Origin of the sequence: Streptomyces armeniacus (assembly GCF_003355155.1) — a bacterium.
Lineage (GTDB): Bacteria > Actinomycetota > Actinomycetes > Streptomycetales > Streptomycetaceae > Streptomyces > Streptomyces armeniacus.
In genome coordinates, this window is the sequence record NZ_CP031320.1 from 4322315 (window position 1) to 4338067 (window position 15753).

A 15753-nucleotide genomic window follows, 5' to 3' on the forward strand; every position below is an offset into this window, starting at 1 on the left:
ACTCAGGCGAAACAACCCCCCGATGGGGGCCTGCCGATGCCACGGATCGCGAGCGGGGCACGGACCTCGCGCAGGCGCAGGCTCCCAGGAGGTGCCTGCGCCTGGATGAACTGCAGGCGGTCGACCGCGGTGCCGTCGTAGGAACGATAGGCGGCTGCCGTACGGCACGGGCACGCAGCGGTCCGTGCCGACGGGGACGCCTGCAGCCACAGCCAAGCCGGCGACCCGGAACCCATGAAAGCCTGCGACGGTTCGACGCAACCTCGCCCGTAACCCGGGATGCACTCCAGGTCAGTCCGGTGAGCAGCACCGCATCGTGCTGGGGCCGACATCCACAAGCGGTCTCACGTGCCCAAGCTCATAGTTCCGGATCGCACTTCGCATGCCGAGCGAGTCCCGGCCCGTCGGCCGCCCCGGCGTCAAGTGCCTCTCGGGTCGACAGCTGATCCCGCCGACCGGCGGCCTCTTCTCCTGTGAATGTGCCAAAGGGCGGGGACAGACCCTGGTGGTCCGTCCCCGCCCGCAGTTCGGCTGTTCACGCCTCGGCGCGGAACCGGCGGAGGCGGAGGCTGTTGCCGACGACGAAGACGGAAGAGAACGCCATCGCCGCTCCGGCGATCATGGGGTTGAGGAGCCCTGCGGCCGCCAGCGGCAGGGCGGCGACGTTGTAGCCGAAGGCCCAGAACAGGTTGGACTTGATGGTGCCCAGCGTGCGCCGGGAGAGCCGGATGGCATCGGCCGCGGCCCGCAGGTCGCCGCGTACCAGCGTGAGGTCGCCGGCCTCGATGGCGGCGTCGGTGCCTGTTCCCATGGCCAGGCCCAGGTCCGCCTGCGCGAGTGCCGCCGCGTCGTTGACGCCGTCGCCGACCATGGCCACCGAACGGCCCTCGCCCTGCAGTCGCTTGACGACGTCGACCTTGTCCTCGGGCATGACCTCGGCGATGACGTCCTCGGGTCCAATGCCGACCTCGGCCGCAACGGACTCTGCGACTGCCTGGTTGTCACCGGTCAGGAGCACCGGGGTCAGCCCCAGCCCGCGCAGCCGCGTGATGGCTTCCGCGCTGGTGGGTTTGACCGCGTCGGCGACCTCCAGTACGGCCCGCGCCTCGCCGTCCCAGGCCACCGCGATGGCCGTACGCCCTGCGGCCTCCGCCTCCGCCTTGGCCCGGGCCAGCTCCGCGGGAAGCTCCATCGCCCACTCGGCGAGCAGCTTCTCGCGCCCGACCAGCACCGCGTGCCCCTCGACGATGCCCTGGACACCCAGGCCGGGCACGTTGGCGAAGTCCTCGGGGACCGGCAGGGTGCCGACCTTCTCGGCCGCGCCGCTCGCGACGGCGCGGGCGATGGGGTGCTCGGAGGCATGCTCCAACGCACCCGCCAGCCGCAGCACTTCGGCCTCTTCCGTTCCCTCCAGCGTGTGGGTACGCAGGAGGGTCATGGTGCCGGTGGTCACCGTGCCGGTCTTGTCCAGCACGATGGTGTCGGCCCGGCGGGTGTTCTCCAGCACCTCCGGCCCCTTGATGAGAATGCCCAGCTGCGCGCCACGCCCCGTACCAACCATCAACGCGGTCGGCGTGGCCAGGCCCAGCGCGCAGGGGCACGCGATGATCAGCACAGCGACCGCGGCCGTGAACGCGGCGGTCAGACCTGCCCCGTTGCCCAGCCAGAAGCCAAGGGTGCCCAGCGCGAGCGCGATGACCACGGGCACGAACACGGCGGAGATACGGTCGGCGAGCCGCTGCGCGGCGGCCTTCCCGTTCTGCGCGTCCTCCACCAGCTTCGCCATCCGCGCCAGCTGGGTGTCCGCTCCCACGCGCGTGGCCTCAACGACCAGACGTCCGCCCGCGTTCAGTGTCGCGCCGGTCACCGAGTCCCCGGGGGCGACCTCGACGGGCACGGACTCCCCCGTCAGCATGGAGGCGTCCACAGCCGAGGAGCCCTCCGCCACGGTGCCGTCGGTGGCGATCTTCTCCCCGGGCCGTACGAGGAAGTGGTCGCCGACCGCCAGCTCCTCGGTGCGGATCAGCACCTCCTGCCCGTCGCGCAGCACGGTGACTTCCTTCGCGCCCAGCTCCAGCAGCGCCTTCAGCGCCGCTCCGGCCTTGCGCTTGGAGCGTGCCTCGAAGTACCGCCCGGCGAGGATGAACGCGGTGACCCCGGCGGCGGCTTCCAGATAGATGTTGCCCGCGCCGTCGGTACGGGCGATGGACAGCTCGAAGGGGTGCGTCATCCCCGGTTCGCCGGCCGTACCGAAGAACAACGCCCACAGCGACCAGAGCAGCGCCGCCGAAGTGCCCACCGAGATCAGGGTGTCCATCGTCGCCGCGCCGTGCCGCGCGTTGGTGAACGCCGCCCTGTGGAACGGCCAGGCGCCCCACACGACCACGGGGGCGGCGAGGGTGAGCGAGAGCCACTGCCAGTACTCGAACTGCCAGGCCGGCACCATCGCCATCGCGATCACCGGTACGGCGAGCACCACCGAGGCGATCAGCCGCTGTCGCAGCGGTGTCAGCTCGTCGCCGCCACCCGCCCCTTCCACGGGGGTGGCTTCGGCGTCCGTGCCGGGCGTACGTGCGGGGGCCGGGGGCGTGGCGGTGTAGCCGGTGGCCTCCACGGTCGCGATCAGATCCGACACGTCGACGTCGCCGGCGTAGGCGACTTTGGCTTTCTCCGTCGCGTAGTTGACGGTGGCCTCGACGCCGTCCATCCGGTTCAGCTTCTTCTCGATACGCGCCGCACACGAGGCGCACGTCATGCCGCCGATGGCGAGTTCAACGTCTGCTGTTTCCGTGACCGCGGTGGTCATCACTGCTCCTGGAGTCTTCGAGCTGGTGCGGGTGGATCCGGGGCCCGGCCGGTGCCGGGCCCCGGAACGGTCAGGCCCGGCCGGTCAGTTCGTAACCGGCCTCGTCGACGGCCTCGGCGACGAGGGCGTCGTCGGGCTCGTCGTCGGAAGTCACGGTGACGCGGCCGGTGGACAGCTCGACGTGGACCGCGCGAACGCCGTCGAGCGCGCTGATCTCCCGGGTCACCGCCGACTTGCAGTGACCGCAGGTCATCCCCGTCACCTGGTAGACGGTGCTGACGGCCTCCTGCGGGGCGTCCGCTGCGGCGGCGTCGCTGTGGCAGCTGCCGTCGGTGGTGCAGCAGGACGACGGGGCGACGGTCTGCTCTGACATGTTTCCTCCTGGTAGAGACGGCCCAGCGACTCAAGCTCAGATACCCTCAGGGGGTAATGCGCTTTGTCGATGTCATGTATACCCCCACCCCGTATCTGATGCAACCTCTGAGGGCAGCTTGACTTAATACCCCTGAGGGGTATCTTCAGCTGGTGTAACCGCCCAGATGGGGAACCGAAGGGGATTCTCATGAACACAGCGACAAAGATCGCCGCCTTCGCTGCCGCGCTCACGGCCACGTTCGGCAGCGCATACGGACTGGGGAGCGGCATCGACCCCGTCTCAGCCGAGCCTGAGCCCGCGCAGCATGCGAAGCACGGGAAGCAATCACACGGGGGCGCCGAAGAACGCAAGGAGAGCGGAGGCGGCAAACCGATGGGCGGCTTGCAGGTGACCGACCAGGGCTACAGCTTTGACCTGCGCACTCCCCGCATCGAGGCAGGCAAGCGCTCCGAACTGCGCTTCACCGTACGTGACGCGAAAGGCCGCGCGGTCACGGCGTACGAGAAGGAACACGACAAGGAACTCCACCTCATCGTCGCCGCCCGCGATCTGGGCACTTACCGGCACCTGCACCCCGAACGTGCCGCCGACGGCACCTGGAGCACACCGGTCGAACTGCCCAAGGGCGGCGACTACCGGATCTTCGCCGACTTCACCCCCGGCGCCCGAGGCGCGGAGAACGTGACCCTCGGCACCGACCTGGCCGTCTCCGGCATGTACGAGCCCGAGCCGCTGCCGGAACCATCCCGGACCGCGGTCGTCGACGACTACCGCGTACGGCTCGAAGGCTCACTGAAGCCCGGCTCACCACGCGAACTCACCCTGAACGTGTCACGGAACGGAAAGCCGGTCACCGACCTCCAGCCCTACCTCGGCGCCTACGGTCACCTCGTCGCCCTGCGCGGCGGAGACCTCGCCTACCTGCACGTCCACCCCAACGGCGAGCCCGGCGACGGCGAAACCAAGTCCGGGCCCGGCATCTCCTTCACCACCACCGCGCCCAGCGCGGGCAGTTACCGCCTCTTCCTCGACTTCAAGCACGAAGGCAGAGTCCACACCGCCGCGTTCACCGTACGCGCTGACGGTGCATCCACCGCACCGCAGCCGAAGCCGGAAAAGCAGGGCGACTCTGAACGGGAGGCAGGCGGGCACCAGCACTGACCGCGTCCGTCACCACACGGCTGCGACGGGTTCCCGCGGTGTACCGCTCCTCAACTACTACGCATCCGTAGTAGATTGATTGTCCCCTACGTGGAAGGAGTCGACACCCATGCCCACAACGTCCACCAAACCTCGGGTGAGCCATCCGCTCTTCTCCCGGATCTACCCACGGATCAACGCATTCGCCGAGACCCATGGCGCCCTCGGACACCGCGAAGAGCTGCTGGCCGACGCCACAGGCCGGATCGTGGAGATCGGCGCAGGCAGCGGAGCGAACTTCCGCCACTACCCGCCGCAGGTCGAGCAGGTCATCGCAGTCGAACCCGAGCCGCGGCTGCGAGGCCTCGCCACCCGGGCGGCTGCTGAAGCACCCGTACCGGTGGAGGTCCGTACGGGCCAGGGCGAGGAACTGCCCGTTGAGGACAGCGCAGTTGACGGAGTGGTGATGTCCCTCGTGCTCTGCACCATCCCAGACGTCCCTCGGGCACTCGGTGAAGCGGCGCGCGTGCTACGCCCCGGAGGGCGCCTGTACTTCTACGAGCATGTCCGCTCCACAAACCCCCGGTTCGCCCGCAAGCAGCGGATCGTGAACACCGTATGGCCTGTGCTGGCCGGTGGCTGCAGCCTGACCTGTGACAGCGAGCAGGCCATCGAGGACGCCGGCTTCAGCATCGAGCAGGTGCGGCGCTTCAATTTCCTCATCAACGGCCGTACCACGCCCAGCTCTCCCTGCATCGTCGGTATTGCCCACAAGGTGTGACCGGCTCGCCCGGCGGCCCCCGGCGGCGCGTCCCAGGGGCCGGATCCGACTCGGCCCTCACGGAAACGACGCCGGGAACGATGTGCTCTTCAGGGAGTGGGCCGCGATGCGTTCGCGGGCGTGCGGTACCCCGCGATCAACCAGCCATCAGCACGCAGCCGACGGGGGACGAGCTGGCCATGAGCACTGCCGTACCAGCGAGGGCCCAGGTCAGCACTACCGCTCCAGCGATACTCGCCGACAGGCGGAAGAACCCCAGGCTGCGTACCGGTGCGGCGTCCCCGGTTTCCAGCTGGCCGATCCGGGCGTCCAGCAGACCGGCCGCACCCATCGCTGCGGCGGGTGTCGCGCTCGCCCATCGTGGCGTTTCGACGACCTTGAGCAGAGCGCCGGCGACCGCTGGAACGCCGTACGCAGCCACGGCGCGGCGGTCGGCTGCCAGTTCGCGTCCGTCGGTGTAACGCTCGCCGAGGTGCCGGAAGAGCGGGAGGAAGAAGTACCGGCCCACCAGGACCCTGACCAGGGCGGCCTTGAGCGGATCACGGCTGCGGACATGCTCGCGTTCGTGGGCCAGCACCGCGTCGAGCTCGACCGGATCGAGAATCTCCAGGAGCCCGCAGCTGATGAGGACCCGGGGCCGGATCAGGCCGTAGGTGAGAGCGAACGGCCGCTGGTCCCGGACGACCGTCACCCGTCCGGCCATGCGCAGTCGGCTGCTCGCATCGCGAGCCGCGGCGGGCCCCTGGGTACGCATGGCGCTGACGTGGCGTCGGAACGCCAGAGAGGCGCGGGCGAGCCGTACGGCCGTCACTGCGCCGACGAGAAGACCGACCGCCGTAACGGCGACGGCCGCTGTGGCAGGAAGCGGGCTGGGGGTGCCGCTCCACAGCGCCGCGGCCCCGTGCCCGGCCGCCCGTTGGGCCAGGAGCACCACCACGCAGCAGGAAGAGACGGCGATCGCGGCCCGTACCGCTGCCGCGGTGGCGACCAGCGTCCAGAAGGCGCGGTTCCCCAGGAGCGGGCGCCTTCGGGTCCTCACCCGTCCTCCAGCAGCCGTCGCAGCCGTTCCTTGGCCGTCGGGCTGGCCGCGGATGCGTGGAGAAAGTGCGCGACGGCTGCGTCACCGTAGCGGTTCAGCACCTCCTGCACGGCAGCTCCCGCCTCATCCTCGGCCAGCGGTGTATAGGCGAAACCGCGGCCACGCCGGGAGCGGCTCAGCACTCCTTTGGTGGTCAACCGGGTCAGGACCGTCATGACCGTGGTGTAGGCAAGCTCCTCGGAACGGCCCTCGTTCAACGCATCCAGCACCTCGCGCACGGTCAGGGCGCCGGGTGCTTGCCACAGCACACCCATCACCTCGGACTCCAGAGCACCCAGCACCACGCGCAGCCTCCCCTTCCCCTCCATTGTTGTCGCACTGCCCGCCCTCGCAGCACCCCCTCGGGCGGGCCGATCCTGTACGGCCTGATCTGGCCGCGGGCGTGCGGGGGCGGGCAAGCGCCGCCCCCGCACCCGTCGGCTGTGGTCAGTCCTTACCGAGCAGCTTCCGCATCTGGGCGATCTCAGCGTTCTGGGCGGCGATGATGTCGTCGGCCAGGGACGTGGCGGGGCCGTACGCCCCCTTCTTCTTCTCCGTCTGCGACATTTCGACGGCGCCCTCGTGATGCTCGATCATCATGTTGAGGAACATGGTGTCGAAGTCCTTGCCCTCGGACTTCTTCATCTTCTCCATGTCCTTCCCGTCCATCATGCCGGGCATCTCGGAGTCGTCGCCGTGGTCCATGCCGCCGTGGTCCATGCCGGACATGTCCTCGGGCACTTTCTCGCCCCAGGCCTTCAGCCATCCCGACATCGTCGTGATCTCCGGGTCCTGGGCCTTTTTGATCTTCTCGGCAAGATCCTTGACCTTGCTGGACGAAGCCCGGGTCTCGGCCAGGTCGGCCATCTCCACCGCCTGGCGGTGGTGCGGGATCATGCCGGTCGCGAAGGAGACGTCGGCCTTGTTGTGGGCCCCTGTCTTCTCGGAGGCTGACGCGGAAGGGCTCGGCTTGTCACCGCTGCCGGAGTCGTCGCCGCCGCAAGCGGCGAGGACGAGCGCGGCAGCGGTCACGGCGGCGGCCAGTGCGGTGCGGCGCACGGCAGTACGGGTGTTGCGTCGAAGGGTGTTCATGGTGGGACTCCTGTTGCTGGTTCGGATCAAGGCATACCCGTGTAACGGCGTCAGGCCTGGTGAGGCGCTGCGCTGCTGGGGCGACTTCTAGATCCGCAGCAGTTGGAGTTCCGCGAGTGTGGGGGGAGCGCGTCCGCCCACTGGCTCATACGCGGTGGGGGCGGAGACGGTCGATGCCGCGGCCGTTGGGGACAGCACTGTCTCCGACAGCGCGGGCGGGGCGGGCGGGCCGGGAACCGCACCGGACAGGCACTGTTCGTCAGCGTGGTCGTCGTGCGGCGCGGGTGTGCTGCCCTGGCCGTCGTCGCACGCGTGCTGCGCCGTCTCGGTGGCTGCGGCCGCATTCCCGGACAGGCCGCCATGCGATGCGGTGCCTGATGCCGGCATCCCGGATGCGGCGTGTGAAGTCGGGCGCTCGGCCAGTGGCGTACTCACCGTGCCGAGACCGTGCATGCCCAGTACCCCGGCCAGTACGACGAGCACGAACACAGTTCTCAGCTGCGACCCGGGTCGCGTACGGAGCAGGGACACGGCGCGCTTCACGTCCTCATCGTAGACATCGCAGCGGATTGGTCGCACGAACGCGGTGTCGACGACCGCGATGAGCGCTGTGACAGGCCGCGCGTGGTCACAAGGGGAGCTGGTAGGCACTCATCCAGATCTGCATCTCGTAGATCATCCGGCTCCACAGACCGGTCACCTGGGCAAGGCCGACGGCGACCAGGAGCCCGCCGCCGAGGCGCATGAAGGTACGGGCATGGCGTCGGGCCAGGTCGAAGGTGCGCATGCTCTTGCCGAGGGCAAGGGTGAACAGGAGGAAGGGGATGCCGACGCCGACGGCGTAGAGGAAGGCGAGGAGCGCGCCGCGGCCGGCGGTGCCGGTGGTGACTGACAGGGAGAGCACGGCGGCGAGAGTGGGCCCGATGCACGGTGTCCAGCCGATGCCGAACATCACCCCGAGAACGGGAGCGCTGGCGAGGCCCGCGCGTGGCGTGTAGCGGGGTTTGAGGGTGCGGGAGAGCAGGGGCAGGCGGTCGAGAACGCCCATGAACATCAGGCCCAGCAGGAGTGTGAGCACGCCGAGAACGCGTATGAGCGTGTCCTGGTGGGCCAGCAGCACGGTGCTGAGGGCGCCGAAAAGTGCGCCGTAGGCGGTGAACACGGCGGCGAAGCCGAGGATGAACAGAGCGGTGCCCAGCAGTGCCCGGCGCCCCGGTCTGCCGCCGGAGGAAGGGGCCTCGTGGGCGTCTGCGGCGGTCATGCCCGTGGTGAACGAGAGGTAGCCCGGCACCAGCGGCAGACAGCACGGGGAGGCAACGGTGATGGCGCCCGCAGCCAACGCGATGGGTGCGGCCAGGAGCAGAGATCCGGATCCGACCACCTGACTGACGTCGACGGGCACGACGGCGTCCTTTCACTCACGGAAGCACGGTCGACAGCACCCTATCTCCTATACAGCTTAGGTTTTTCACTGCCGTGCGGGAGCACCGCGGAAGGCCCGGCGACGACGCGTGAAGGTGCGCCTTCTTCCGAGGCGCCGGCAGGCGATCAGGAGGTGCCCGGCGTCTTGCCCTTGATGAGCGTGGGCAGGTCCCGGGTGTAGTCCTTGACGGTCGCCTCCTCGCCGTAGATCACATGGGCCTTCCCGTCCTTCGGCGAGAAGGCGAGCACGGACTTTCCGTGCGCCGAAACGACGTTGCCCTTCTTGTCCTTGGCCGGCTCGACTATCCCCACACCCACACTGCGGGCGGCTTTCTGGATGGTGTCGAAGCTTCCCGTCAGTCCGACGAAGTCGGGGTCCTGGCCCCGCAGCCACTTGCGGAGCCGTTCTGGGGTGTCACGTTCCGGATCGGACGTGATGAAGACGACGCGGAGCCTGTCCTGGTCGGCCTGCGGGAGCCGGGACTTGGCGATGGCGATGTTGCTCATCGTCAACGGGCAGACGTCCGGGCAGTGGGTGTAGCCGAAGTAGAGGAGGGTGGGGCGCTTCTTCGTCTCCTCTGCGAGGTGGTACTTCTCCCCTCGGGTGTCGGTGAGGGTGACGTCCGGTTTCGCGAACGGCTGGTCCAGCACGGTCGCGGCCCGGGCGCTCTTGGCGGTAGCGGACGTGGAAACGACCGGCTCGGCGCCGTCGGCCGCCTCCCCGCCCTCGCTGCCGCAGCCGGCCAGAAGCAGCGCTGCCGCCGACGTCAGCGCGGCCATGCGTACGGTGGTCTTGCGCACGTTTCTTCCTGGTTCGTCGTGTTGTCGTCGGTGCCTCAACTGGCTTTGGCACCACGTTCTTTCAGCATGGCCGCCATGAGCGTCATCTCGGAACGCTGGCTGCGCACCATGCCCTTGGCGAGACTCGCGAGCTGCCGGTCCTCCGCTCGCCCGGCGGCCTCGCGGGCCATGTCGACCCCGCCCCGGTGGTGTGCGGTCATCAGTTGGAGATACAGCACTTCGGCGTCTTCTCCGGTGGCCTCGCGCAGGGTGTCCAGCTGCGTGTCGGTGGCCATGCCGGGCATGCGGGAGCCGTCCTGCGGCTTGTGGTCCATGTCGTGGCCCATCCAGGCCATCGGCGGACTCTCGGAAGTCTTGGGCAGATCCCACGTCTCGAGCCGGCCCAGGAGCATGCCGCGCTGGTTGGCCTGGGTGTTGATGATGTCGTACGCGAGGCGGCGCACGTTCTCGTCATCCGTGCTGTCGCGTACGAGGAACGACATCTCCACCGCCTGCTGATGGTGCACGGCCATGTCCCGCGCGAAACCCGCGTCCGCCGAGTCCGTACCGGGACGCTCCGTCTCCCACGGCTGCGTTGTCAGCACCACCAGGGTGAGGACGGCGAGCCAGAGCGCGACGAACGTACACAACGCGGCGGGCCACCACCGCCGTCGAAGTCCGCTCACGCCGAAGTCCCACCGGTGCAGGCGGCTCCCGGCTCAGGAGTCTGCTCGCCCTGCACGTACTTCTCGACGAACTTGCCGACGCGCGGGTCGGACGCCTTCTTCACCGTCAGCTGGTGGCCCCAGGCGCTGAGGGTGATGGGCGAGGACTGGCGGGCGTTCGGGCTGATGAAGGTGTACGAGGTCTTCTCGACACGCTCGGTAAGGGCCTTCACGTCGTTGCGGGACGCCTTGTCGTTGTACGAGATCCAGACCGCGCCGTGCTCGAGCGAGTGGACGGCGTTCTCCTCCTTGAGCTCCTTGGTGTAGACCTCGCTGTCGCAGTTGGCCCAGACGGGACTGTGCTCACCGCCGACAGCCGGCGTCATCGGGTAGTCGACGTCCTTTTCGACGTGATCCCGGCCCAGCTTGTCCCACGTCTTCTCCCCCTCCATCGGCGCGGTCTTCGCCTGCTCCTCCTCTTCGGCAGCGGAGAAGAGGTACCAGCCGCCCCCGATGGTGGCGGCGAGTATCACGGTGGCCGCGCTGATGGCGAGGATCTTGTTACGGCGGTCGCGGGCGGCCTCAGCGCGGCGCATCTCCTCTATGCGGGCGCGGCGGTCGGTCGCGGCTTTGTTCCTGTTCTTGGCCATGGTGTGCCTGTCCTTCTGCCCGGCACCCCTGTGCGTCGGGGGCGGGACTGCTGCGTGACGGGTGGGCTGCGGACGGCCGGGCGCCGGTGCGGCGGTTTTCTCACCTGCACGCACGGAACTCCGGCCACACACCCGCCTACACGCGCAGCAGTTGCAGCAGATGAAGGTCGGGCGGCCGAGCCGCGGCGACGGCACCCGGCGGGCCCACGTCAGCTGATCCCCCGGAGTCCAGGACGCGCGCGCCGCCCGCGGTGTCCGCGACGACGCCCGGGCAGCCCGTCCCCCCGGGAGGAACAGCGGAGCGGACAGCATCCGGGACATGGCCCCCGCAGTGTCCGCCGGCGTCCTCACGGACGCACGCCTCACAGATCGACGCACCCTCACCGTGCCCGATCTCCTGAGCCGTGCGGCTGCCGTCGTACGGCACGGCTGCCTGCACCGGCTGCATCGTCGAGACGGCCATCGACATCGGCTTCGCCGCCGCGCTCATCGCGGGCCCAGGAGCCGGGGCGAACTGGCCCGCCGTTCCGGAGAGGCACATCAGCACCGTGGCCGTGAGCGTCGACAGCACGATGGCCAGCGCGCCCAAGGGCCCGCCGCCGCGCGCGTATACGCGACCGCGAGGATCGCGAAGTCGGCGTGCGGCTGCTGACATCCTGTCCACCTAAGCAGTCTAGGAGAGGCTGCCGGTGAATCTACCAGGCGCCGGCCGCGGCCAGGACCCGGTCAGTGGGCCGATTCCGAGACCGCCGGGGCGTCCAGCAGCGGGCAGGCGTTCATGCTGGTCGCGGCCACGGCAGGCTGCGCCGCCAGGACGAACGGCAGTACCAGCACAGCGGCTGCCGTCCCTGCGCCCACCCAGCTCACGGCCCTGCGCAGCGGGCGGCGCGGGCCCAGCAGCCGGCGCACGCGGTGCGCCACGTCACCCCCCGCCGCGAGCGAGGCGGCCGGACCGCCGGACCGGCCGCCGGCTCCGGCCAGTTCCAGCAGCGCGCCGGCGAGCGGCAGCGGTCCATCGGACCGGGCTGTCGCCTCATCGTCCGCGGCCATCTCCACCAGCCGCCGCGTCTGTGTCGCGGCCGTACGGAACAGTGCCGTACGAGGAAACGCCCGCTCCAGCGCCTCCGCGTACGCCAGCACCAGATGGTGGCGCCCCCGGATGTGCGCTCGCTCGTGCGCGATGACCGCCGCCAGCGCCTTCGGCTCCAGCGCGGCCAAGGCAGCCGAGGTGAGCACGATGCGGTGTCCGAGGCCCGGCAGACAGTAGGCCGCGGGCCGGGCGTCCTCGAGCACCGTCACCCCGAGAGCGGTGTCCGGGGTGCCGACCAGAGCCAGCACGCGGGCGTGCGCCCGGCGCTCTCGTCGCGCCCGCCACAGCGCGGCAGCCAGACACCAGCCCATACGCCCGGCCACCGCCGCCGCCAGCACGCTGCCGGTCGCGGCGGCGGTGGCCCCGCCAGGCGTCTCGTACTGCGCGCGGAGCATCAGCGCGCAGGCGTGCAACATGTCGCCCAGACTCCCGCTGACCCGCACCGTGGGCACCGTCACCACCAGCCCGGCCAGCACCACCGAGAGCACCACGGACGCGGTGAGCGCCTGCCACACCCAGATGCCCAGACGAGGTGCGCGTACGGTCCACGCCGCCCGCCCGAGCGCCGGAGCCGCCAGTGCGGCCAGCATGACCGCGTAGCCGAGCAGCAGGGCGGCGGAGATCATGAGCGATCTTCCTTGGCACGTGCGGCGAGTGCGGCTCGCAGCTCGGCGACCTCGGACTCGTCCAGCTCGTCGAAGAGCCGCACCAGCGTCGCTGTACGGTCCGCGCCGCTCGCCCATACCTGGTCGATGAGGGAGGCGGCGTACTCCTCACGGCTCCTGGTCGCCTCGTAGCGGTACGCCCGGCCGTCCTTGGCCCGGGACAGCCAGCCCTTGCGGTGCAGGACCTCCGTCACCGTGTGCACGGTGTTGTACGCGAGCTGCCGCTCAACGGTGAGCCGGTCCAGGACCTCCCGTACGGTGACCGGCGCTTCCGCCGCCCATACCGTGTCCATGATCGCCTGCTCAAGCTCGCCGAAGCCCCGCATCCAGCCTGCCTTTCCGTCATGGGAAATCCCCCCTGCATGTTAGAACCTGCCCGCACTCCGGACGGTGCCCCGCCCGTGGGGGCGGCCCTCAGCAGGACAGAAGCAGCGGGACCAGGGCTACGGCCGCGGCTCCGCTGACGACCCCCCACCACGTTCCGGGCGACGGACGCCTCACGGCCCGGGGGTCGAGAATCCGCCGCACCCGGACGGACACGTTCGACCCGCCCGCGCCGAACGCGGCACGCGGCGCCTGCCCGGCCGCCACCTCGCAGATCGCCTCAGCCAGTACCTCGTGCGAGCAGGCGCGCAGCGCCCGGTCGTCGGCGATCATCTCCAGCAGCAGCGCCGTCTGTTCCCGGGCCTGCACGGCGAGCGGCAGCCGGGGGAAAGTGCGCTCGAACGCCGCCGGTACCGCGTGCAGCAAATGGTGCCGCCCGGCGATGTGGGCGCGCTCGTGTTCCAGTACCGCGTACAGCTGCTCCGGGGACAGGACCTCAACGGCTCCGGTCGTCACGACGACCTGCCGGTAGCGGCCCGGCAGGCAGTACACGACCGGGGTGTCGTGCTCCACGATCGTCGCACCGTACTTGGGCGCGGGCACACCGACCAGCGCGAGCATGTCCCGGTGGCGGCCCTGCACACGGCGGGTGCTCCGCACCGTATGCACAAACCAGCCGACCGGAAGCAGCAGGACGAGGACCGCGAGGAGCAGCGCCGTATCGGCTCCGAGCGGTGCCGTCTGACCGGGGAGGACTGCGGGCACCAGGCCACAGGCATTCAGCAGGCCTTGGACGCCGCTGTGGACATGCCGCTCTCCCACGATCAGGTGGTAGGCGGCGAGCGCCGTCGTCACGACGAACGTCACCATGAGGCCGTGCCAGACGAAGACCGCCGCAGCCGGGGTGCGATGCGGCCAGCGCGCCCGCGTCACGGCGTATGGCGCGAGCACACCCACCAGGACGGCGTACGCGGCGAGCGCGAGAGCCGAGGTCACCCTCCGCCCCGCCGCTTCGATGAACGGAGCGCCGACCGCAGGGCTTCCGCCTCGTCCGCCGAGATCCCCTCCACGAAACTGACCAGCGCGCCCGCGGGGTCCGGATTGCTGCCGAGCGCCTCGCGCATCAGCGCCGCGGTGTACTGCTGGCGCGTGCAGGTCGGCTCGTAGACCCAGGCCCTCCCGGCCTTCTCCCGCTTCAACAGGCCTTTGTGGTAGAGGATTTCGGCGACCGTCTTGACCGTGCTGTAGGCAACGGGCCGCTGCTTGCTGAGATCGGTGAGCACGTCGCGCGCGGTCGCGGCCCGGCCCCATGCCCACAGCCGGTTCATGATCTCGGCCTCGAGCTCCCCCAGCGGCCGCACCACCGCTCCCTCCACGTCCGATGCCGGTACTCTGCCGCACCGACCCGGCCTCATGCTAGTCAAGGACCGTGGGCAGGCCCCGAAGGTGCCGGGTCTCGGTGCCGCGGTGGGCGGTTGGCCGTCTTCGTCAGGCTCCCCGCGCAGCAGGCCCATCCCTTCGCTAAGTCGCTTAGCCCTGAAGAACCTCGTGTACCAGCAGACTGCAGCACGGTACCGACGATTGCAGCGAAAGTCCTTAGCTGTTTAGGATCTGGCGTCACGCCTTCGCACGGCCGGCCGCCCACCCGGGGTGGCGGCGGAGGTCTCCGCCGTTCCCGCGATGCCCGCGCGGAGCCGGGGCATGAGCCCTCACACCCGGCAGGCGGCTGAGGAAGAAGGAGCTCGCCCCCGTGGCGTCCCACCGTCGTCCCAAGCAGCCGAAGCACACGTACGCGGCCGTGCTCACCGCCACCACCGCCGCGGCCGTCGCCGTCACCACGCAGACCGCCCAGGCCGACCCCGTGCCCGACCCCAGCAAGAAGGGCGTCAAGGCACAGGTCGACCGGCTCTACGAACAAGCCACCCAGGCCACCGAGAAGTACAACGGCGCGGACGAGAAGCAGAAGAAGCTGCAGAAACAGGTCACCGGTCTGCAGGACACCGTGGCCCGCGGCCAGGGCGAGCTCAACGACCTCCGGAACGGCCTGGGTTCGATGGCCGCCGCGCAGTACCGCAGCGGCGGAATGGACCCCTCCGTACAGCTGATGCTCTCCTCCGACCCCGACGGTTATCTCGACAAGGCTGCCACTCTCGACCGGATGAGCGGCAAGCAGCTCGGGACGCTCAAGAAGGTCCAGGCGAAGCAGCGCACTCTCAGCCAGCAGCGCGCCGAAGCCACTGGCAAGCTCGACGAACTCGCGAACAGCCGTGGCGAGCTGAGGTCCAAGAAGGAGAAGATCCAAGGCAAGCTCGCCAAGGCTCAGCGGCTCCTCAACACCCTGTCCGCGAAGGAGCGGGCGAAGATGAAGGCCGAGGAGCAGCGGGCGAACCGCGACAGCGCGCGGGCCAGTCTGGGCAACGAGGCCAGCGCCTCGCAGCGGGCGGCTGCCGCCTTCAACGCGGCCAAGAGCAAGGTCGGCATGCCGTACGTCTGGGGAGCGGACGGGCCGAACTCCTTCGACTGTTCGGGGCTGACGTCCTGGGCGTTCAAGCAGGCCGGAGTCTCCATACCCCGCACCTCGCAGGCGCAGGCGGAGGTGGGCACGCGGATCAACTCCCAGGGTGACCTCAAGCCGGGCGACCTCATCGTCATGCGCGACGACCTCAGCCACATCGGCTTCTACGCGGGCAACGGACAGATCCTCCACGCCCCGAAGCCCGGCGCCGGAGTGCGCTACGAGTCGATCAGCCGCAGTGGCATGCCGTTCATGTGGGGAGTACGCATCGGCTGACCCGGGTGGCGTCGGCCCGCCTGGCCACGGCGCGGACGCCGCCCGCCGCAGGCGGGGGAGGGACGGCCCGGAAACCGCCGCCCCTCCCCCGTC

At 69.9% G+C, this 15753-nt stretch carries 18 protein-coding genes; 3 read left to right on the forward strand and 15 right to left on the reverse strand.

Going from position 1 to position 15753, the window contains the following annotated elements:
* Nucleotides 1-535: 535 nt before the first annotated feature.
* Together DVA86_RS18640 and DVA86_RS18645 are read right to left on the reverse strand one after the other, a co-directional pair.
* Nucleotides 536-2806 (reverse strand): heavy metal translocating P-type ATPase, encoded by a 2271-nt coding sequence (locus DVA86_RS18640; RefSeq protein ID WP_208879790.1) that lies wholly within the window; start codon nucleotides 2804-2806, stop codon nucleotides 536-538.
* Nucleotides 2807-2876: 70 nt separating this feature from the next.
* On the reverse strand, nucleotides 2877-3179 hold the full coding sequence (locus DVA86_RS18645; RefSeq protein ID WP_208879792.1) for a heavy-metal-associated domain-containing protein: 303 nt from the start codon (nucleotides 3177-3179) through the stop codon (nucleotides 2877-2879).
* A gap of 189 nt (nucleotides 3180-3368) precedes the next feature.
* On the opposite strand from DVA86_RS18645, the gene DVA86_RS18650 reads away from it, so the two are divergent.
* Both DVA86_RS18650 and DVA86_RS18655 read left to right on the forward strand, forming a co-directional pair.
* Nucleotides 3369-4343 (forward strand): hypothetical protein, encoded by a 975-nt coding sequence (locus tag DVA86_RS18650; RefSeq protein WP_208879794.1) that lies wholly within the window; start codon nucleotides 3369-3371, stop codon nucleotides 4341-4343.
* A gap of 109 nt (nucleotides 4344-4452) precedes the next feature.
* Nucleotides 4453-5103 carry a class I SAM-dependent methyltransferase gene (locus tag DVA86_RS18655; RefSeq protein WP_208879796.1) on the forward strand — a complete coding sequence of 217 codons (651 nt, stop codon included), beginning with the start codon at nucleotides 4453-4455 and terminating at the stop codon, nucleotides 5101-5103.
* A 136-nt stretch (nucleotides 5104-5239) separates the two neighbouring features.
* On the opposite strand, the gene DVA86_RS18660 is transcribed toward DVA86_RS18655, so the two are convergent.
* From DVA86_RS18660 to DVA86_RS18720, 13 genes are all read right to left on the reverse strand, one after another.
* Nucleotides 5240-6142 carry a M56 family metallopeptidase gene (locus DVA86_RS18660; RefSeq protein ID WP_208879798.1) on the reverse strand — a complete coding sequence of 301 codons (903 nt, stop codon included), beginning with the start codon at nucleotides 6140-6142 and terminating at the stop codon, nucleotides 5240-5242.
* Nucleotides 6139-6486, reverse strand: a complete 348-nt coding sequence (locus DVA86_RS18665) for a BlaI/MecI/CopY family transcriptional regulator (protein ID WP_245996771.1) — start codon at nucleotides 6484-6486, stop codon at nucleotides 6139-6141. Before DVA86_RS18665 ends, DVA86_RS18660 begins: the two co-directional genes overlap by 4 nt.
* Nucleotides 6487-6628: 142 nt before the next feature.
* Complete coding sequence (locus DVA86_RS18670) at nucleotides 6629-7273, reverse strand: DUF305 domain-containing protein (protein ID WP_208879802.1); 645 nt, start codon at nucleotides 7271-7273, stop codon at nucleotides 6629-6631.
* Nucleotides 7274-7360: 87 nt separating this feature from the next.
* Entirely contained in the window at nucleotides 7361-7924 is a 564-nt protein-coding gene (locus DVA86_RS36290) for a DUF6153 family protein (protein WP_425470864.1), read from the reverse strand.
* Nucleotides 7902-8675 (reverse strand): cytochrome c biogenesis CcdA family protein, encoded by a 774-nt coding sequence (locus tag DVA86_RS18680; protein ID WP_208879804.1) that lies wholly within the window; start codon nucleotides 8673-8675, stop codon nucleotides 7902-7904. Before DVA86_RS18680 ends, DVA86_RS36290 begins: the two co-directional genes overlap by 23 nt.
* A gap of 146 nt (nucleotides 8676-8821) precedes the next feature.
* Nucleotides 8822-9496, reverse strand: coding sequence for an SCO family protein (locus DVA86_RS18685; protein ID WP_425470865.1), 675 nt, complete (start codon nucleotides 9494-9496; stop codon nucleotides 8822-8824).
* A 35-nt stretch (nucleotides 9497-9531) separates the two neighbouring features.
* The gene (locus tag DVA86_RS18690; protein WP_245997666.1) at nucleotides 9532-10086 is read right to left on the reverse strand and encodes a DUF305 domain-containing protein; all 555 of its coding nucleotides are present in this window, start codon (nucleotides 10084-10086) and stop codon (nucleotides 9532-9534) included.
* A 71-nt stretch (nucleotides 10087-10157) separates the two neighbouring features.
* Nucleotides 10158-10790 (reverse strand): thioredoxin-like domain-containing protein, encoded by a 633-nt coding sequence (locus DVA86_RS18695; protein ID WP_208879806.1) that lies wholly within the window; start codon nucleotides 10788-10790, stop codon nucleotides 10158-10160.
* 136 nt (nucleotides 10791-10926) lie between these two features.
* A complete protein-coding gene (locus tag DVA86_RS18700; RefSeq protein ID WP_222623332.1) occupies nucleotides 10927-11379 on the reverse strand; it encodes a hypothetical protein in 453 nt (150 codons plus the stop codon).
* 137 nt (nucleotides 11380-11516) lie between these two features.
* A complete protein-coding gene (locus DVA86_RS18705) occupies nucleotides 11517-12506 on the reverse strand; it encodes a M56 family metallopeptidase (protein WP_208879808.1) in 990 nt (329 codons plus the stop codon).
* Nucleotides 12503-12871 (reverse strand): BlaI/MecI/CopY family transcriptional regulator, encoded by a 369-nt coding sequence (locus DVA86_RS18710; protein WP_208879809.1) that lies wholly within the window; start codon nucleotides 12869-12871, stop codon nucleotides 12503-12505. Before DVA86_RS18710 ends, DVA86_RS18705 begins: the two co-directional genes overlap by 4 nt.
* 88 nt (nucleotides 12872-12959) lie before the next feature.
* A complete protein-coding gene (locus DVA86_RS18715; RefSeq protein ID WP_208879811.1) occupies nucleotides 12960-13865 on the reverse strand; it encodes a M56 family metallopeptidase in 906 nt (301 codons plus the stop codon).
* The gene (locus tag DVA86_RS18720) at nucleotides 13862-14230 is read right to left on the reverse strand and encodes a BlaI/MecI/CopY family transcriptional regulator (protein ID WP_208884880.1); all 369 of its coding nucleotides are present in this window, start codon (nucleotides 14228-14230) and stop codon (nucleotides 13862-13864) included. Before DVA86_RS18720 ends, DVA86_RS18715 begins: the two co-directional genes overlap by 4 nt.
* A gap of 389 nt (nucleotides 14231-14619) precedes the next feature.
* Here DVA86_RS18720 and DVA86_RS18725 point away from each other — a divergent pair, with 389 nt between their 5' ends.
* On the forward strand, nucleotides 14620-15660 hold the full coding sequence (locus DVA86_RS18725; protein WP_208879813.1) for a C40 family peptidase: 1041 nt from the start codon (nucleotides 14620-14622) through the stop codon (nucleotides 15658-15660).
* Nucleotides 15661-15753: the final 93 nt, after the last annotated feature.

Excerpts from the sequence above, each read along its gene's own strand:
- DVA86_RS18640 (WP_208879790.1), bottom strand. The coding sequence starts at position 2,806 with ATGACCACCGCGGTCACGGAAACAGCAGACGTTGAACTCGCCATCGGC.
- DVA86_RS18645 (WP_208879792.1), bottom strand. The coding sequence starts at position 3,179 with ATGTCAGAGCAGACCGTCGCCCCGTCGTCCTGCTGCACCACCGACGGC.
- DVA86_RS18650 (WP_208879794.1), top strand. The coding sequence starts at position 3,369 with ATGAACACAGCGACAAAGATCGCCGCCTTCGCTGCCGCGCTCACGGCC.
- DVA86_RS18655 (WP_208879796.1), top strand. The coding sequence starts at position 4,453 with ATGCCCACAACGTCCACCAAACCTCGGGTGAGCCATCCGCTCTTCTCC.
- DVA86_RS18670 (WP_208879802.1), bottom strand. The coding sequence starts at position 7,273 with ATGAACACCCTTCGACGCAACACCCGTACTGCCGTGCGCCGCACCGCA.
- DVA86_RS18695 (WP_208879806.1), bottom strand. The coding sequence starts at position 10,790 with ATGGCCAAGAACAGGAACAAAGCCGCGACCGACCGCCGCGCCCGCATA.
- DVA86_RS18705 (WP_208879808.1), bottom strand. The coding sequence starts at position 12,506 with ATGATCTCCGCCGCCCTGCTGCTCGGCTACGCGGTCATGCTGGCCGCA.
- DVA86_RS18710 (WP_208879809.1), bottom strand. The coding sequence starts at position 12,871 with ATGCGGGGCTTCGGCGAGCTTGAGCAGGCGATCATGGACACGGTATGG.